We start from the raw sequence: 17,068 nt of genomic DNA on the forward strand, positions 1-17,068 counted from the left end.
CGGGCCAGGGGGCCGGAACGTGCGGTACGGGGTGTTGCGGATACGTCTCGAAGCGGGCACGAACACGGCCCGCCGAGACCGGTGGGTGATCCTCCGTTGACCTACGAGACGATGTCCTTGCGGGAGAAACCCCGGAAGGCCAGGGCGAACAGCACCACGGCGTACGTCATCGAGACGGCGGTGCCCTGGATCATGCCGGACCACTCGGGGGTGGGCTGGACGGCGTCGGCCCAGGCGAACTGCCAGTGCGCGGGCAGGAAGTCGCGCCAGTCGCCGAGGGCGGTGACGGCGTCCAGGACGTTGCCGACGATGGTCAGGCCGACCGCGCCGCCGACCGCGCCGAGCGGCGCGTCGGTCCTGGTGGACAGCCAGAACGCGAGTCCGGCGGTGACCAGTTGGGAGACGAAGATGTACGCCACCACGACCACCAGCCGCTGGGCGGCGGTGCCGGAGTCGAGCGCGCCGCCGGTGGGCAGTTCCAGCGGGCCCCAGCCGTAGGCCGCGGTGCCGACGGCGAGCGCGACGACCGGCAGCAGGACCATCGCGGCCAGGCTGAGGCCGAGGCCGACGGCGAGCTTGGACCACAGGAGGCGGGCCCGGGGCACGGGGGCGGCGAGCAGGTAGCGCAGGGAGGACCAGCCGGCCTCCGACGCGACCGTGTCGCCGCAGAACAGGGCGACCGGGATGACCAGCAGGAAGCCCGCCGACACGAACAGGTTGACCGCGGCGAAGTTGGCGCCGGAGGCGGTCGCCGTGTCCATCAGGGTGATCCGGTCGCCGCGGCCGCCCGGCTCGCCGCCGATGGCGAAGGCGATGAGCAGGACGAACGGCAGGGCGGCGAGGATGCCGCCCATGACGAGCGTGCGGCGGCGCTTGAGCTGGCGGACCAGTTCGACGCGCAGGGGCAGGGTGCGGCCTGCCTGGTAGCCGGAGGCGACCTCGGTGAGCGTGCTCATGCGGAACCTCCGATCAGGGTGAGGAAGGCGTCCTCCAGGCGGCGGTGCGGGCCGACCGACTGAACCGGCACGTCGAGCCGGACGAGTTCGGCGACCAGGCGCTGGGCGGTGCCGTCGGCGTCGAGGCGGACGAGGAGTCCGTCGTCGGTGACGATCGCGGAGGTGATGCCGGGCAGCGCGGCCACCTTCTCGACGACCGGCTCCTCCACGGGGGTGACGGTGCCGACCAGGAGCGTGTCGCCGGAGCCGACGATCTCGGCGACCGGGCCCGCCTGGACCAGCCGGCCCCGGTCCATGACCACGAGGTGGGTGCAGGTCTGTTCGACCTCCGCCAGCAGATGGCTGGAGACGATCACCGTGCGTCCGGCGGCCGCGTACCGGATCATCACCTCGCGCATCTCGCGGATCTGCGGCGGGTCGAGGCCGTTGGTCGGCTCGTCCAGGATCAGCAGGTCCGGCAGGCCGAGCATGGCCTGGGCGATGGCGAGGCGCTGGCGCATGCCCTGGGAGTAGGTGCGCACCGCGCGGGCGAGGGCGTCGCCGAGGCCGGCGATCTCCAGGGCCTCCTCCAGGTGGGCGTCCTCGGCCGGGCGGCCGGTGGCCCGCCAGTACAGCTCCAGGTTCTCCCGGCCCGAGAGGTGTGGGAGGAAGCCGGCGCCCTCGACGAAGGCGCCGACGCGGGAGAGGACGGACGCGCCGGGGCGGATGGCGTGGCCGAAGACGCGGATCTCGCCGCCGTCGGGCGTGATCAGGCCCATCAGCATGCGCAGGGTGGTCGTCTTGCCGGCGCCGTTGGGGCCGAGGAGACCGAGGACCTGGCCCTTCTCGACGCGGAAGGAGAGGTCGCGGACGCTGTAGCGCTCGCCGCCCGCGTACTTCTTGCTGAGGTCGGTGATCTGGAGCGGGACCTCGGCCAGCGCCGGGGCGGGGGCCGGTCCGGCGGTGCGGCGGCGGCCGGTGACCAGCAGGGCGAGGGCGAGCCCGGCGCCGGCCAGGGGCAGCCACCAGACCCAGGAGGGGAGCGGGGCGGCGGCGGTCGTCACCCCGGGGGCGGTCGGGACGGACAGGTCGCCCTTCAGGGAGACGGTGTAGGTCGCCGGGGTGGTCGGGGAGGCGTAGCCGAGGTCGGTGGAGGCGAGGACCAGGCGCAGCCGGTGGCCCTCGTCGATGTGGTGGTCGATCGCCGGGAGGGTGATCGTGACGTCCTGGCCGGCCTTGGCGCCCTCGACGCGGACCGGGGCGACCAGCTGGGAGGGCAGCACCTGCTGGGTGCCGCCGGGGCCGACGTCGTAGACCTTGGCGAAGAGGACGGCGTCGTCGGACGTGGACTTCACGTGGACGGTGGCCGTCGGGGAGCCGGTGATGCGCAGGTCGCCGGTGACGGGCGCGGACTCGAAGGCGGCGAACTGGCCGGGGAAGTCGAGGGAGACGCCGACGCCGAGGGAGGAGAGCTGGGAGAGTCCGCCGCCGCCGAGGCCGGGCAGGGCGGAGACGGCGGGCGGGCTGGCGCCGGCCGGGTTGGCGAAGGACTGCGCGCCGCCGGTGAGCGTGATCGAGCGGTCGTCGCCCGTCAGACCCGGGTAGCTGTCGGCGCTCGCGCCCCTGAGGAGGGCGGCGCCGTCGGTGGAGTCGACGCCGCCGGTGCGGGTGACGCGGAAGGCGGGGCCGGTGTCGGCGGACTTCTCGTCCTTCAGGTACCGGTCGAACCAGGAGGTCACCCGGGCCTGGATCCGGCCGGTCTCCAGGTCGCCGCCGTCGTGGCCGCCCGCGATCCAGTCGACGTCGACCGGTGCGCCGTTGGCGCGGATCGCCTTCTCGGCGGCGTCGGACTGGGCGAGGGTGAAGAGGGAGTCGGTCTGGCCCTGGATGAGGAGGGTGGGGACCTTGATGCGGTCGGCGACGGCGGACGGCGAGCGTTCCTCGAGCAGTGCGCGGGCCGCGGTGTCCGGGGTGCCGGACTCGGCGACCCGCTCGTACATGGCGCACAGCGCGGGCTCGAACCGGGCACAGCCGCCGGCGGTGTTGAAGAAGACGCCGGTCCACAGCTTCTTGAACACGCCGTCCGGGAACAGGGCGTCGGCGAGGTTCCAGTAGGTGATCGCGGGGGCGATGGCGTCGACCCGGTCGTCGTACCCGGCGGCGAGGAGGGAGATCGCGCCGCCGTAGGAGGCACCGGCGACGCCGACGCGCGGGTCGCCCTGCTTGTCCAGCTGGACCTGGGGCTGCCGGGCCAGCCAGTCGATCAGCTTCGAGACGTCGGCGACCTCGGCCTTCGGGTCGTTCAGCCCGATCTTGCCCGTCGATTCGCCGAAGCCGCGGGCCGACCAGGTCAGCACCGCGTAGCCGTCGCGGGCGAGGTCCTCGGCCTGCTGCCGGACGTCGTCCTTGCTGCCGCCGAAGCCGTGGCCGAGCAGGACGGCGGGCCGGCGGCCGGCCGACGCGGAGGTGAAGTAGGAGGTGTCCAGGCGCACGCCGTCCACGGTCGTCACCCGGTCGGTACGGCGCACCGCGGGCGCGTCGTCGTCGGAGGCGACGGCCGTCCACGTACCGGCACCGGCGAGGACGACGACGGCGGCCGCGGCGGCGAGAAGCCGTCGCGACCGCCGTGGTCCACGCAGACCGGGCAGTCGAAGATCCATGCTTCAACGGTACGGGGTCAACCTGTCGCCAAGTTGTCGACCGAAGACCGAACTGCGGGCCATCCCGGGGGCGTACGGGACGGGGGCGGCGTACCGCAGGCGCGGTACGCACACCTCTCCCGTCCCGGCGGCAACTTCCCAGAATGTCCGGATCAGGCCCTCTCGGCGCCTTCCGGTCCTGCCACACTGTCCGGCACCCGAGCGCCCGCTGGACGAAGGCGGAGAAGAACTCCATGACAGGTGGCACCATCCTGCCGGGATCAGGGCCTCTCGACGACCACCAGCACCGAGTACGCCGCAATCCCGTCCTTTTCACCACGCCCGTCGTCCTGCTCATCGCACTGACCGTCATGCTGGTCTGGGAAATGATCAGGAAGAACCTCTCCCCGGCCCAGACGGAGCACTGGCCGTGGCGTCTGGCCCTGCTCGACCAGGAGGCTCTGTGCAGTCTCCTGGCCGTGTCCGTGGCCTTCGTGTTCGCGCGCGCCCAGTTCGCGAGGGTGGTCCGGCCGATCATCGGCTGGAACGGCCGTGTGAACAGCGCCCCGCGCGGGATGACCAGCACGCTCGTCTGGGTCGTCGGCGTCCGCAACGGCGGAATGCACAGCGCCACCCTGGAGAGCATCGAGTACCACGTGCAGCCCAAGGGCGAACGCGTCCTGGCCGCGGATCAGCGCTGGCAGGGGTACGAGGCCACCGTCACCGAACTCGAAGCACTGGGCCTGCGCCTCGGGAAGGACTTCGACCTGCACCCGCTCGGCACCGGAACACCCCTGGGCGTCACGGTCGACCGTGACGGCCTGTACGCCGCCCGCTTCTCGGTGCCCGCGATCTCCTTGCTGGACAACCTGTACATCCGCATACGCGTGATCGACGCCGTAGGAGACACACATGAGCGAATCCTTCACTGCCTCCGGGCAGCCGAAGTCGAGTTACGCAGCGCTCTCGCTGCGGAAGAGCCCTGATCCCGCCGCCCGCGTGGCACGGCACGCCCTGGCGGTGACCCGGGAGCCGAGCGGTCCGGCAGCGGAGGGAGGGGCCGGCGATGCCGACGGACACTGGCCGGTCACCTTCCAGTCCTGCATCTGAGGACGGTGGCAGACGCCCCGCCACCCGGTCGTTCCGGCAGTTCGTCGTCAAGGTGCACAGCCGTTGCGACCTCGCGTGCGACCACTGCTACGTGTACGAGCACGCCGACCACGGCTGGCGCGGCCGACCGCCGGTCATGTCCCCCGAAGTGATCTCGCGGACCGCCGGGCGTATCGCCGAACACGCCGCCGCTCACGGGCTGGACACGATGCACGTCATCCTGCACGGCGGGGAGCCCCTGCTGGCCGGACCCGCGCGGCTGCGCCTCGTCGCGGAGGAACTGCGTGCGGCGCTGGGGACCGGGCGCAGGCTGGATCTACGCATCCAGACCAACGCGGTACGGCTCGACGAACGCTTCTGCGAGCTCTTCCGCGAGTACGACGTCAAGGTCGGTGTCTCGATGGACGGCGACCGGTCGGCGCACGACCGCCACCGCCGCTTCCGGGGTGGCCGCGGCAGTCACGAGCAGGTCCTGCGGGGGGTACGGCTCCTGGGACGGCCGCGCCACCGGCATCTCTTCGCGGGGCTGCTGTGCACGGTGGACCCCGAGAACGATCCGCTGCGGGTCTACTCCGCCCTCCTGGAACTGGCTCCTCCCAGGATCGACTTCCTGCTGCCCCACGCCACCTGGGACAGTCCGCCGCCGCGTCCGGGCGGCGCGCCGACCCCCTACGCCGACTGGCTGATCGCCATCGCCGACGAGTGGTCCGCGACGGGCCGCCCGGTGCCGGTGCGGCTGTTCGCGTCCGTCCTCAGCCTGCTCGGGGGTGGCCCGAGTTTCGTCGAATCCCTGGGAACGGATCCGGTCGACCTCGTGGTGATCGAGACGGACGGCACCATCGAGCAGGCGGACTCGCTCAAGACGGCCTACGACGGCGCGCCCGCGACCGGCATGGACGTCTTCTCGCACAGTCTGGACGACGTGGCCGGCCATCCCGGTCTGCGGGAGCGGCGGCGCGGGCTCGCCGGTCTGAGCGCCGCGTGCCGGTCGTGTCCACTGGTGCGCGTGTGCGGCGGCGGCCTGTACGCACACCGGTTCCGCTCCGGCAGCGGATTCGACAACCCGTCGGTCCACTGCCGCGACCTCACGAAGCTGATCACCCACTTCCAGGACCGCTTCATGCCCGCACCGGGCCTCGGAAGCGAGCAGGGGAGAACACCGTGACCCACAGACTCGATGCCCCCGCGCACCACCAGGCCCTCGACGAGGAGAGGCTGGCCGACGAGCTCCGCGCCCTGGGCGTACGCCCGGGCGGGGTGCTGCTGACACACTCCTCGCTGCGCAGCCTCGGTCCGGTACGGGGCGACAGCCGGGCGGTGGTGCGGGCCATCAGGACCGCCCTCGGCCCCGAGGGCACCCTGGTGGTGCCCACCTTCACCCCGGAGAACTCCGACACCTCCCCCGAGTACCGGCGACGCGTCCGGGGACTCACCGCACCTCAGGTGGCGCAGGTGCGCCGGCGGATGCCGCCCTTCGATCCCGCCCGGACACCGGCCCGTTCGACGGGGCGGCTCGCCGAGGAGGTGCGCGTCCATCCCGGGGCACTGCGCAGCGAGCATCCGCAGACGTCGTTCGCCGCCGTGGGTCCCCTGGCCCGCCGTATCGTCTCGGGCCATGAGCCGCGCTGCCATCTCGGCGAGGACTCCCCGTTGGCCAGGCTGTACGACGCGGGAGCCGAGGTGCTGCTTCTCGGAGTGGGATTCGCCCGTTGCACCGCGTTCCACCTGGCCGAGTACCGAGTGCCGGAGCGGCCGGTCCGGGAGTACCACTGCGTGGTCAGGGTCGACGGGGCACGGACCTGGTGGAGCTACACGGACGTGGCCCTCGACGACAGCGACTTCGCGGACGTCGGCGCGTCGTTCGAGAAGAGCGGCGCGCCGGTCAGGACCGCGGGGGTGGGCGGAACGACGGCCCGGCTGTTCGCCTTCAGGGCCGCCGTCGACCACGCGGTGCGGTGGCTGCCCGCGCACCGCCCGGGGCCCCAGGGAGGCTGAGCCCGCTCAGGCCCGCGCGTCCTCCGGGACGGTCACCAGCCAGCGGGTGGTGCGGCGGGGGCGGAGGTAGAAGGCCCAGTAGAGGGTGGCGGCGGCGGTGATGCCGCCGGTCCACAGGAGGTAGGCGGTCTCCTGCTGGGTGAGGATGTAGGCGAGGACGGCGATCAGCAGGACCGGCACGGCGGGCCACAGGGGCATGCGCCAGGCGGGTACGTGGCGGTGGGAGTCGCGGCGGGCGAGCAGGGCGGCGACGGCGACCAGGAGGTACATGGCGGTGACCGAGACGCCGGTGACGCCGTACAGGGTGTCGAGGTTGACGAAGCACAGGGCCGCGCCGGGGACGCCGACGGCGAGGGTGGCGACCCAGGGGGAGCCGAAGCGGCCGAGCTTGGCGAAGACGTTGTTCACCGGCTCGGGCCAGGCCTTGTCCCGGGCGGAGGCGAACAGGACACGGGAGTTCTGGATGACCATGACGATGCCGGCGTTGATGATCGCGAGGGCCACGCAGAGGCTGACGAAGGTGCCGACGGCGGAGTTGGACCAGGCCGCCACCATGGTGCTGATGTCGCCGCCCGTCAGCTCCGAGAGGTCCGACGCGCCCATCGTGATCGCGACGACCGGGACCAGGATGATCACCGAGGAGATGGCGAGGGTGGCCAGGACCGTGCGGGCGACGTTGCGGCGCGGGTTCTCCAGTTCCTCGGAGAGGTAGACGGCGGTCGAGAAGCCCTGGGTGACGAAGAGGGCGATGGCCAGGCCGGAGACGACGAGTGCGGCGGTGACGGTGTCGGCGTGGCCGTCGGCGCCGGCCACCTGCATCGACAGGAGGCTGCCGGGGCCGCGGTGGCCGTGGGCGAAGCCCAGGACGGCCACGACCGCGGCCGCGATGACCTCCAGGACCAGGAAGACGCCGGTGATCCAGGCGTTGGCCCGCAGGTCCAGCAGGCCCGCGAGGGTGGCCAGCAGCATCACGCCGGCTCCGGCCACGGACGGGTCGAGGTGGACGAGCGGGGCCAGGTAGTCGGCCGTGCCCATCGCGATCACCGGCGGGACGATCATGACGACCAGGAGGGAGAGGACGAAGACCAGCCAGCCGGCGAGCCGTCCGGCCATCGTCGACACCATGGCGTACTCGCCGCCCGCGCTGGGGATGAGGGTGCCCAGCTCCGAGTAGCAGAACGCCACGGCGATACAGAGCAGCGAGCCGATCGCGATCGTGAGGGCGGTCGCGGTGCCGAGCGAGCCGAACAGGTCCGGGACGACGACGAAGAGGGTGGAGGCGGGGGTCACGCAGGACAGCGTCAGAAGGGTGCCGCCGACGACTCCGATGGAGCGCTTGAGCTTCTGGGGACTGTCGGGTGCCTGAGGGAGGGCGGTCTCGACAGGGCGGAGCGTGTCGGTCATGCGGCGGTTCCGATCGACTCGTGCGGCGGGGGTGAGGGGCGGGAGCGCTATCGCCTCCGGCGGCTTGGGTCGTACGTCGTTGGTCCGCTCCCGGCGGCTGCATGCAATCGCGACGGAAACCGGTGCGTCAATAGGTGTTTACCTATGGAATTCGTAGATCTACAGCACTGAAACTGCCGATAGCGCCACAACAACACGGTCCACGCCCGGCCTCGCCTCGCTACGGGAACCGCAGCCGGCACCGCACAAAAAACGGGGCCGTCCGCGATGCGGACGGCCCCGGGAACTGCCTCAGTGGTTGCGCGGGAAGCCCAGGTCCACGCCCGAGGGGGCGTCGGCCGGGTCCGGCCAGCGGGTGGTGACGACCTTGCCGCGGGTGTAGAAGTGCGTGCCGTCGTTGCCGTAGATGTGGTGGTCGCCGAAGAGCGAGTCCTTCCAGCCACCGAAGCTGTGGTAGCCCACGGGGACCGGGATCGGGACGTTCACGCCGACCATGCCGGCCTCGATCTCCAGCTGGAAGCGGCGGGCCGCGCCACCGTCCCGGGTGAAGATCGCCGTGCCGTTGCCGAACGGCGAGCTGTTGATCAGCGCCACGCCCTCGTCGTACGTGTCCACGCGCAGCACGCACAGCACCGGGCCGAAGATCTCGTCCTGGTAGGCCTTCGCGCTGGTCGGGACCTTGTCCAGGAGCGAGATGCCGATCCAGTGGCCGTCCTCGTAGCCGTCCACCGTGTAGCCGGTGCCGTCGAGGACCACCTCGGCGCCCTCGGCCGCCGCGCCCGTGACGTAGGACGCCACCTTGTCGCGGTGCACGGCCGTGATCAGCGGGCCCATCTCGGAGGTCGGGTCGTTGCCGGGACCGATCTTGATCTTCTCGGCGCGCTCACGGATCTTCTCCACCAGCTCGTCGCCGATCGCGCCGACCGCGACCACCGCGGAGATCGCCATGCAGCGCTCGCCCGCCGAGCCGTACGCGGCCGACACGGCGGCGTCGGCGGCCGCGTCCAGGTCCGCGTCCGGCAGGACCAGCATGTGGTTCTTCGCGCCGCCCAGGGCCTGGACCCGCTTGTGGTTCGCGGAGGCCGTGGTGTGGATGTAGCGGGCGATCGGGGTCGAGCCGACGAACGAGACCGCCTTGACGTCCGGGTGCTCCAGGAGGCGGTCGACGGCCACCTTGTCACCGTGCACGACGTTGAAGACACCGTCGGGCAGGCCCGCCTCGGCCAGCAGCTCGGCGAGCTTGAGCGACGCCGACGGGTCCTTCTCGGACGGCTTCAGCACGAAGGTGTTGCCGCACGCGATGGCGATCGGGAACATCCACATCGGGACCATCGCCGGGAAGTTGAACGGCGTGATGCCGGCGACGACACCCAGCGGCTGGCGGATGGACGAGACGTCCACGCGGCTGGCCACCTCGGTGGACAGCTCGCCCTTCAGCTGCACGGTGATCCCGCACGCCAGGTCCACGATCTCCAGACCGCGCGCGACCTCGCCCAGCGCGTCCGAGTGCACCTTGCCGTGCTCGGCGGTGATCAGCTCGGCGATCTCGTCCCGGTGCGCGTCCAGCAGCGCACGGAACTTGAACAGGATCGTGCTCCGGCGGGCCAGCGAGGACTGGCCCCAGGTGGCGTAGGCGTCCTTGGCGGCGGCCACGGCCGCGTCGACCTCGTCGACGGTGGCGAACGCGACCTTGGTGGTGACGGCGCCGGTCGCGGGGTCGGTGACCGGCCCGTACGTACCCGACGCGCCTTCGACGGTCTTGCCGCCGATCCAGTGGTTGACGATCTTCGTCATGACCGAGTGCTCCTTCACAGATGGCGGCGTCGGGTAGAGACGTGCCGTTCGTACAGCTCACGTGCCTTCACCGCGGACGGTCGGGTCGCGGTCTCGGCCACAGGTACATCCCACCAGGCCTGCGCCGGCGGCGGGCCCGACACAGTGTCGGCCGTTTCGGTCTCGACGTAGACACAAGTGGGAGTGTCGGCGGTGCGCGCCTCGGCGAGGGCCTCGCGCAGCTCGCGGACGGTCTTCGCGCGCAGCACGCGCATGCCCAGGCTCGCCACGTTGGCGGCCAGGTCGACGGGGAGCGGCGCGCCCGTGAAGGTGCCGTCCTCCGAGGTGAAGCGGTACGCGGTGCCGAACCGCTCGCCGCCCACCGACTCCGAGAGTCCGCCGATCGAGGCGTAGCCGTGGTTCTGCACGAGCAGGATCTTGATCGCGATCCCCTCCTGCACGGCCGTGACGATCTCGGTCGGCATCATCAGATAGGTGCCGTCGCCCACCAGCGCCCAGACGTTCCGCTCGGGGGCCGCCAGCTTCACTCCGATGGCCGCCGGGATCTCGTACCCCATGCAGGAGTAGCCGTACTCCAGGTGGTACTGGTCCCGCGAGCGGGCCCGCCACAGCTTGTGCAGGTCGCCGGGGAGGGAACCCGCCGCGTTGATGACGATGTCCGACTCGTCCGCCAGCGCGTCCAGCGCGCCGAGCACCTGCGGCTGCGTCGGGCGTACGTCGGGCTCCTCGGCCTCGTAGCAGGCGTCGACGCGCTGCTCCCAGCGCTCCTTGTCCTCGCCGTACTCGGTGACGTAGGCGTCCGCGACCCGGTGGCCGTGCATCAGCAGGGCCTCGGTCAGCTCCTGGAGGCCGCTGCGGGCGTCCGCGATCAGCGGCAGGCCGGCGAGTTTGTGGCCGTCGAAGGAGGCGATGTTGAGGTTGAGGAAGCGGACTCCCTCACCCTGGAACAGGGTGTTGGAGGCCGTGGTGAAGTCGGTGTAACGGGTGCCGACGCCGATGATCAGGTCCGCGGTGCGGGCCAGTTCGTCGGCCGTCGCCGTGCCGGTGTGGCCGACGCCGCCCACGTCCTGCGGGTGGTCGTAGCGCAGCGATCCCTTGCCGGCCTGGGTGGAGGCGACCGGGATGCCGGTGGTCTCGGCGAACTCGGCGAGGGCCTCCTCGGCGCGGCTGTGGTGGACCCCGCCGCCCGCGACGAGCAGGGGGCGCTTCGCGGCGCGGACGGCGCGGACCGCCTCCGCGAGTTCGGTGGGGTCGGCGCCCGGACGCCGTACGACCCAGGTGCGCTCGGCGAAGAACTCCTCGGGCCAGTCGTACGCCTCGGCCTGGACGTCCTGGGGCATCGCGAGGGTGACCGCGCCGGTCTCCACCGGGTCGGTGAGGACGCGCATCGCCTGGAGCGCGGCCGGGATCAGGGCCTCCGGGCGGGTGACCCGGTCGAAGTACCGCGACACCGGGCGCAGGCTGTCGTTGACCGACACATCGCCCGCGTACGGCACTTCGAGCTGCTGGAGCACCGGGTCGGCGACGCGGGTCGCGAAGATGTCACCGGGGAGGAGGAGGACGGGGATGTGGTTGACGGTGGCCAGGGCGGCGCCGGTGACCAGGTTGGTCGCGCCGGGGCCGATGGACGTCGTCACCGCGTGGGTGGACAGCCGGTTGGACTGACGGGCGTAGCCCACGGCCGCGTGCACCATCGACTGCTCGTTGCGGCCCTGGTGGAACGGCATCTCGTCGCCGTACTCGATCAGCGCCTGGCCGAGGCCGGCCACGTTGCCGTGGCCGAAGATGCCCCAGGTCGCGCCGATCAGCCGCTGCCGTACGCCGTCGCGCTCGGTGTACTGGGCGGCGAGGAAGCGCACCAGCGCCTGGGCCACGGTGAGCCTGGTGGTCGACGTCATCGGTAACCCCCTGTGGTTTCTACGTGGTCCGGGTGGAAGCAGATCCGCCATTCGCGGGTCTCTCCCGGGCCGGCCATGACGTTCAGGTAGTACATGGTGTGGCCGGGCTGGGCGATGGACGGGCCGTGCCAGCCGTCGGGGACGAGGACGGCGTCGCCGGTGCGGACCTCGGCGAGGACCTCGGAGCCGCCCTCGCGGGAGGGGGACACGCGCTGGTAGCCGAAGCCGTGCGGGCCGTCGATCTCGAAGTAGTAGATCTCCTCGAGCTCGGCCTCCTCGCCCGGCCGGTGCTCGTCGTGCTTGTGCGGCGGGTACGAGGACCAGTTGCCGCCGGGGGTGATCACCTCGACGGCGATCAGCTTGTCGCAGTCGAAGGCGTCGGCTGAGGCGAAGTTGCGCACCAGACGGGCGCAGTTGCCACTGCCGCGTTCCTCGACGGGGACCTCCGGCGCGGGGCCGTAGCGGGCGGGGAGTCGTCGCTCGCACTTCGCTCCTGCCAGGGCGAAGCGGCCTCCCGCGCCGGAGGCGATCTGGGCCCGGGTGTCACGGGGAACGTACGCGAAGTCCGTTACGGACGCGAAAACGCTTTCCCTACCCAGGAGTTGAAACTCGTCACCCTCTGTTCGCACGGTACATCCGCCTTCCAGCGGAAGCACGATCCACTCGCTGTCGCCGGTGGTGAGGGTGTGGCTGCCCCCCGGCTCCAGTGCGACGATCCGCAGGCTGCTGTAAGTCCAGCCGGCCCGCTTCGGGTCGATGTCGAGGACGTGGTCGGCGTCGGCGGTGGTGCCGCGCGGTACGTACAGGCCGTTGCCCTTGGGGGCGTGCGGCTCGTTGCCCTCGGGGGCGTGCGGCTCGTTGCCCCTGGGGGCGTGCGGCTCGTTGCCCTTGGGGGCGTGCGGCTCGTTGTTCGTCATGCGGCCCTCACAGCAGTCCTACGGCGGTGTCCACGGCGGCGGCGACGTCCCCGTCCGCCGGGTACAGCAGCGAACGGCCGACCACCAGGCCCCGGACGGTGGGGAGTTGCAGCGCCCCGCGCCACTTCTCGTACGCGCCGTCCTGGTCGTCGCCGACCTCGCCGCCCAGCAGGACGGCGGGCAGGGTGGAGGTCTCCATGACCTCGGCCATGTCGTCGGGGTTCTCGGTGACGGGGAGCTTCAGCCAGGTGTAGGCCGAGGTGCCGCCGAGGCCGGACGCGATGGCGATGGACTTGGTGACGGCCTCGGCGGAGAGGTCGTTCCTCAGTCTGCCCTCGGGGGTGCGGTGGCTGATGAACGGCTCGACGAAGACCGGGAGCCTGCGGGCCGCCATGTCGTCGATCGCGCGGGCCGTGGCCTCGATGGTGGTGAGCGAGCCGGGGTCGGCGTAGTCGACGCGCATGAGGAGCTTGCCCGCGTCGAAGTTCAGGCGCTCGATGTCCTCGGCCCGGTGGCCGGTGAAGCGGTCGTCCAGCTCGAAGACGGCGCCCTGGAGGCCGCCGCGGTTCATGGAGCCCATGACGACCTTGCCGTCGAGGGCGCCCAGGAGCAGCAGGTCGTCCAGGATGTCGGCGGTGGCGAGGACCCCGTCGACGCCGGGGCGGGAGAGCGCCAGGCAGAGGCGTTCGAGCAGGTCGGCGCGGTTGGCCATGGCCAGCGGGTCGCCGCCGACGCCGAGCGCGCCGCGGGCCGGGTGGTCGGCCGCGACGATCATCAGCCGGCCGGAGTCGTTCAGCAGGGGTCTGCGCGGCCGGCGGGCGGCGGCCTCGGCGATCGCCTCGGGGGACTGGGTGCGCAGTCGGACGAGTTCGGAGACGTCGACGGTCACAGGACGGCTCCCGCCTCGATCGCGGCTTCGACCTCGTCGGCCGTGGGCATCGCGGAGGAGCACTCCAGCCGGGAGGCCACGATGGCGCCGGCTGCGTTGGCATGACGCATGATCTTCTCCAGGTCCCAGCCCGCGAGCAGGCCGTGGCAGAGGGAGCCGCCGAAGGCGTCTCCGGCACCGAGGCCGTTGAGGACGTTCACCGGCAGCGGCGGGACCTCGGCGGTCTCGCCCTCGCGGTCGACGGCGAGGACGCCCTTGGGTCCCTGCTTGACGACGGCCAGTTCGACGCCGGCGTCCAGCAGCGCCTGGGCGGCGGCCCGCGGCTCGCGCACCCCGGTGGCGACCTCCACCTCGTCGAGGTTTCCGACGGCGACGGTGGTGTGCTTCAGAGCCTCGGCGTAGAAGGGGCGGGCCGCGTCCGGGTCCGACCAGAACATGGGGCGCCAGTCGAGGTCGAAGACCGTGGTGCCGGCCTTGGCGCGGTGGGCGAGGGCCGCCAGGGTCGCCGTACGGCTGGGCTCCTCGCTCAGGCCGGTGCCGGTGACCCAGAAGATCCGGGCCTCGCGGACGGCGTCGAGGTCCAGCTCGTGGGCGTCGATCTCCAGGTCGGGCGCCTTCGGCCGGCGGTAGAAGTACAGCGGGAAGTCGTCCGGCGGGAAGACCTCGCAGAAGGTGACCGGGGTGGGCAGTCCGGGGACCGGGGTGACCCAGCGGTCGTCGACGCCGAAGCCGCGCAGGGCCTCGTGCAGATACGTGCCGAAGGGGTCGTCGCCGGTGCGGGTGATCACCGCGGTGGACCGGCCGAGCCGGGCCGCGGCGACCGCGACATTGGCCGCCGAACCGCCCAGGAACTTCCCGAAGGACGTGACCTGAGGCAGCGGCACCCCCGTTTGCAGCGGATAGAGATCTACTCCGATCCGCCCCATGGTGATCAGGTCGTACGCCATCGAGTTCCCTTCGTGTCGGCTCGGCCCCGTACGGCTCGCCGCCGGTCGGTCGCCCGCCGTTCGGCTGCCGCCCGTCGGCTGCCCCGCATCGGCTCTCACGGCTTTCTAGTCCCGTATCGAGCACCCTGTCAATAGTTTGTCCAGACATTCGGACCAGCCCTTGACAGTGCACGGGAGAGACCGCACTCTGGCGGCCATGACGTCGTTGTCACCTCAGTCCTCACTTTCCCGCATCCGGATCGGATCGGCCCCCGACAGCTGGGGCGTCTGGTTCCCGGACGACCCCGCGCAGGTGCCCTGGCAGCGCTTCCTCGACGAGGTCGCGCAGTCCGGCTACGAGTGGATCGAACTGGGCCCCTACGGGTACCTGCCGACCGATCCCGCAGTCCTCACCGAGGAGACGGCGAAGCGCGGCCTGAAGGTGTCGGCCGGCACGGTCTTCACCGGGCTCCACCACGGCGAGGCGGTCTGGGACAAGACCTGGGCGCACGTCGCCGACAACGCGGTGCTCGCCCAGGCGATGGGCGCCGAGCACCTGGTCGTCATCCCCTCCTTCTGGCGGGACGACAAGACCGGCGAGGTGCTGGAGCCGGACACCCTCACGCCCGAGCAGTGGCGCAATCTCACCTCGCTGACCGAGCGGCTCGGCAAGGAGGTGCGGGAGCGCTACGGGCTCCGGATCGTCGTGCACCCGCACGCCGACACCCACATCGACAGCGAGGAGAACGTCGTCCGGTTCCTGGACGGCACGGACTCCGACCTCGTGTCGCTGTGCCTGGACACCGGGCACTACGCGTACTGCGGCGGCGACAGCGTCAAGCTGATCGAGACGTACGGGGAGCGGATCGGGTACCTGCACCTCAAGCAGGTGGACCCGGAGATCCTGGCGGACGTGCGGGCCAAGGGGACGCCGTTCGGGCCGGCCGTCGCGCAGGGCGTGATGTGCGAGCCGCCGTCCGGGGTGCCGGCGCTGGGGCCCGTGCTGGAGGCCGCACAGAAGCTGGACGTGGAGCTGTTCGCGATCGTCGAGCAGGACATGTATCCGTGCGAGCCGGACACTCCGTTGCCCATCGCGCAGCGGACCCGGGCGTTCCTGAGGTCGTGCGGGGCGTAGTGAACGTGGCGGGGTGCCGCGCGACAAGCGGTGCGCGTCGGTCGTGGCTTGTCGCGCAGTTCCCCGCGCCCCTAGGCGTGTCGGTTCCGGCGTAGGAGCATGGGTGCCCTTCGGCCGAACGCGGGAGGGCTCATGGCGGCGGCTGCGATGCGCGTCCGGGCCGGGCAAGGTCCCGGCGGGTCCTGGGAGTTGGCTGCCGGGGAACCTCATCCTCGACTGCGGCCCGGGGTCATCAGCTACCGCGGGATCCGGCTCGCCCTGAACCGGCCCCGGCGCCGGCTGGAGACTCCGATCGGGGCCTCGACGCTGCTGCTCGGCTTCGAGGGGCCGGTGCGGATCTCGCGGGACGGGCGGGCGCCGGACACGCTGGTGTCGGTGTACTGCGGGCCCACCACCACCCCGGCCGTCGGCGAGCACGGCGGGCGGATCTCGGGCATCGAGGTGCTGCTCACGCCCTGGGCCGCGTTCACCCTGTTCGGCACACCCCAGCACGAACTCGTCAACCGGACCGTCGACCCCGACGACCTTCCGCACACCCTGGCCACGTCCGTCACCGAACTCGCCGGAGCGCTGGCCGCGTTGCCGGACTGGGAGCGGCGGTTCGGGCTGCTCGACGAGGTGCTCACGCACGGGCTGGCGGCCGGTGTGCCGAGTTCGGAGCGGGTGGCGCGGGCCTGGTCGCTGCTGGTGCGGACGTACGGCGCGATCCCGGTGCCCCGGCTGGCCGAGGAGGTCGGCTGGAGCGTACGGCACCTGGAGAACCGTTTCCGTGAGCAGATCGGGCTCGGCCCCAAGGCGGCGGCCCGGGTCCTGCGGCTGCAACAGGCCCGTCGGCTGCTGGCGGCCGGGCGGGGCGCGGCGGAGACGGCGGCGCTCTGCGGCTTCTACGACCAGGCGCATCTCAGCGGTGAGTTCAAGGCGATGACGGGGTGCACGCCGAGGGAGTTCGCGCAGGCCCGGCGGCGGCCGGCGCCGGTGTCACCGGCCGCCGACCGGATGAGCGGCGAGGCGACGAGCCTGGTCCTGCCCGCCGCCACGGCCTCCTGGTCCGGACCTGGTGCGCATTTTTCCAAGACCGGGCGGGTTGGCTGAATACAGGCTGGAGGTCCGGTGGTTCCGGGGGGACAGCGGGGAAGCGGGGTCGGGTCGGGCTCGTCGCAGCGAGCCCGGCCCGCCTCCCGCTCGCAGCTCCGTGTCCATACGACCCGCCCCTGCGCGTGCGCCTTTGCGCCACTTGCGTCACAAACACCCCGTTCCTGTCACACATGTCCCGCATACGCGGGCCGTCCGTCACACGCCGTCAACAGCCGCTTTCGTTCGGTCACCGTGCGTCGTTCACGGGGCACAGGCTCTGTGATCGCCAGCGCAGCGCCGGGCTCCCCCGGGCGGCCTCCCGGCCGCCGCCCCCGCGCGCGCAGGGAGGTGC

At 71.9% G+C, this 17,068-nt stretch carries 13 protein-coding genes; 5 read left to right on the forward strand and 8 right to left on the reverse strand.

Annotated elements, in window-relative coordinates:
- Positions 1 to 101: 101 nt before the first annotated feature.
- Together ACZ6D7_RS02015 and ACZ6D7_RS02020 are read right to left on the reverse strand one after the other, a co-directional pair.
- The gene (locus tag ACZ6D7_RS02015) at positions 102 to 956 is read right to left on the reverse strand and encodes an ABC transporter permease (RefSeq protein WP_469482364.1); all 855 of its coding nucleotides are present in this window, start codon (positions 954 to 956) and stop codon (positions 102 to 104) included.
- Positions 953 to 3,595: a CocE/NonD family hydrolase gene (locus ACZ6D7_RS02020; protein WP_469482366.1), complete on the reverse strand. Its 2,643-nt coding sequence runs from the start codon at positions 3,593 to 3,595 to the stop codon at positions 953 to 955. Before ACZ6D7_RS02020 ends, ACZ6D7_RS02015 begins: the two co-directional genes overlap by 4 nt.
- A gap of 233 nt (positions 3,596 to 3,828) precedes the next feature.
- Here ACZ6D7_RS02020 and ACZ6D7_RS02025 point away from each other — a divergent pair, with 233 nt between their 5' ends.
- The 3 genes from ACZ6D7_RS02025 (at position 3,829) to ACZ6D7_RS02035 (ending at position 6,679) form a co-directional block, all read left to right on the forward strand.
- Positions 3,829 to 4,560 (forward strand): hypothetical protein, encoded by a 732-nt coding sequence (locus ACZ6D7_RS02025; protein WP_469482367.1) that lies wholly within the window; start codon positions 3,829 to 3,831, stop codon positions 4,558 to 4,560.
- Between the two features lie 176 nt (positions 4,561 to 4,736).
- A complete protein-coding gene (locus tag ACZ6D7_RS02030) occupies positions 4,737 to 5,849 on the forward strand; it encodes an FxsB family cyclophane-forming radical SAM/SPASM peptide maturase (protein ID WP_469482368.1) in 1,113 nt (370 codons plus the stop codon).
- Complete coding sequence (locus tag ACZ6D7_RS02035; protein WP_469482370.1) at positions 5,846 to 6,679, forward strand: AAC(3) family N-acetyltransferase; 834 nt, start codon at positions 5,846 to 5,848, stop codon at positions 6,677 to 6,679. The genes ACZ6D7_RS02030 and ACZ6D7_RS02035 overlap by 4 nt, the downstream gene beginning before the upstream one ends.
- Positions 6,680 to 6,685: 6 nt before the next feature.
- On the opposite strand, the gene ACZ6D7_RS02040 is transcribed toward ACZ6D7_RS02035, so the two are convergent.
- The 6 genes from ACZ6D7_RS02040 to iolC all read right to left on the reverse strand — a co-directional run bounded on the left by ACZ6D7_RS02040 (position 6,686) and on the right by iolC (position 14,528).
- On the reverse strand, positions 6,686 to 8,083 hold the full coding sequence (locus tag ACZ6D7_RS02040; protein WP_469482372.1) for an APC family permease: 1,398 nt from the start codon (positions 8,081 to 8,083) through the stop codon (positions 6,686 to 6,688).
- A 291-nt stretch (positions 8,084 to 8,374) separates the two neighbouring features.
- Complete coding sequence (mmsA, locus tag ACZ6D7_RS02045) at positions 8,375 to 9,877, reverse strand: CoA-acylating methylmalonate-semialdehyde dehydrogenase (protein ID WP_469482374.1); 1,503 nt, start codon at positions 9,875 to 9,877, stop codon at positions 8,375 to 8,377.
- A gap of 14 nt (positions 9,878 to 9,891) precedes the next feature.
- Complete coding sequence (gene iolD, locus ACZ6D7_RS02050) at positions 9,892 to 11,775, reverse strand: 3D-(3,5/4)-trihydroxycyclohexane-1,2-dione acylhydrolase (decyclizing) (protein ID WP_469482376.1); 1,884 nt, start codon at positions 11,773 to 11,775, stop codon at positions 9,892 to 9,894.
- Complete coding sequence (iolB, locus tag ACZ6D7_RS02055) at positions 11,772 to 12,692, reverse strand: 5-deoxy-glucuronate isomerase (RefSeq protein WP_469482378.1); 921 nt, start codon at positions 12,690 to 12,692, stop codon at positions 11,772 to 11,774. The genes iolD and iolB overlap by 4 nt, the downstream gene beginning before the upstream one ends.
- Positions 12,693 to 12,699: 7 nt before the next feature.
- Positions 12,700 to 13,581, reverse strand: coding sequence for a Cgl0159 family (beta/alpha)8-fold protein (locus ACZ6D7_RS02060; RefSeq protein ID WP_469482380.1), 882 nt, complete (start codon positions 13,579 to 13,581; stop codon positions 12,700 to 12,702).
- Positions 13,578 to 14,528 carry a 5-dehydro-2-deoxygluconokinase gene (gene iolC / locus ACZ6D7_RS02065; protein ID WP_469482382.1) on the reverse strand — a complete coding sequence of 317 codons (951 nt, stop codon included), beginning with the start codon at positions 14,526 to 14,528 and terminating at the stop codon, positions 13,578 to 13,580. Before iolC ends, ACZ6D7_RS02060 begins: the two co-directional genes overlap by 4 nt.
- 196 nt (positions 14,529 to 14,724) lie before the next feature.
- Between iolC and ACZ6D7_RS02070 the strand changes: the two genes are divergently transcribed.
- Both ACZ6D7_RS02070 and ACZ6D7_RS02075 read left to right on the forward strand, forming a co-directional pair.
- Positions 14,725 to 15,642 (forward strand): sugar phosphate isomerase/epimerase family protein, encoded by a 918-nt coding sequence (locus tag ACZ6D7_RS02070; protein ID WP_469482384.1) that lies wholly within the window; start codon positions 14,725 to 14,727, stop codon positions 15,640 to 15,642.
- A 132-nt stretch (positions 15,643 to 15,774) separates the two neighbouring features.
- Positions 15,775 to 16,734, forward strand: a complete 960-nt coding sequence (locus ACZ6D7_RS02075; protein WP_469482386.1) for a helix-turn-helix domain-containing protein — start codon at positions 15,775 to 15,777, stop codon at positions 16,732 to 16,734.
- Positions 16,735 to 17,068 lie beyond the last annotated feature (334 nt).

It is taken from the genome of Streptomyces sp. NPDC041784 (assembly GCF_055591025.1).

Excerpts from the sequence above, each read along its gene's own strand:
- mmsA (WP_469482374.1), bottom strand. The coding sequence starts at position 9,877 with ATGACGAAGATCGTCAACCACTGGATCGGCGGCAAGACCGTCGAAGGC.
- ACZ6D7_RS02015 (WP_469482364.1), bottom strand. The coding sequence starts at position 956 with ATGAGCACGCTCACCGAGGTCGCCTCCGGCTACCAGGCAGGCCGCACC.
- ACZ6D7_RS02020 (WP_469482366.1), bottom strand. The coding sequence starts at position 3,595 with ATGGATCTTCGACTGCCCGGTCTGCGTGGACCACGGCGGTCGCGACGG.
- iolC (WP_469482382.1), bottom strand. The coding sequence starts at position 14,528 with ATGGCGTACGACCTGATCACCATGGGGCGGATCGGAGTAGATCTCTAT.
- iolB (WP_469482378.1), bottom strand. The coding sequence starts at position 12,692 with ATGACGAACAACGAGCCGCACGCCCCCAAGGGCAACGAGCCGCACGCC.
- ACZ6D7_RS02025 (WP_469482367.1), top strand. The coding sequence starts at position 3,829 with ATGACAGGTGGCACCATCCTGCCGGGATCAGGGCCTCTCGACGACCAC.
- ACZ6D7_RS02070 (WP_469482384.1), top strand. The coding sequence starts at position 14,725 with ATGACGTCGTTGTCACCTCAGTCCTCACTTTCCCGCATCCGGATCGGA.
- ACZ6D7_RS02075 (WP_469482386.1), top strand. The coding sequence starts at position 15,775 with ATGGCGGCGGCTGCGATGCGCGTCCGGGCCGGGCAAGGTCCCGGCGGG.
- ACZ6D7_RS02040 (WP_469482372.1), bottom strand. The coding sequence starts at position 8,083 with ATGACCGACACGCTCCGCCCTGTCGAGACCGCCCTCCCTCAGGCACCC.
- iolD (WP_469482376.1), bottom strand. The coding sequence starts at position 11,775 with ATGACGTCGACCACCAGGCTCACCGTGGCCCAGGCGCTGGTGCGCTTC.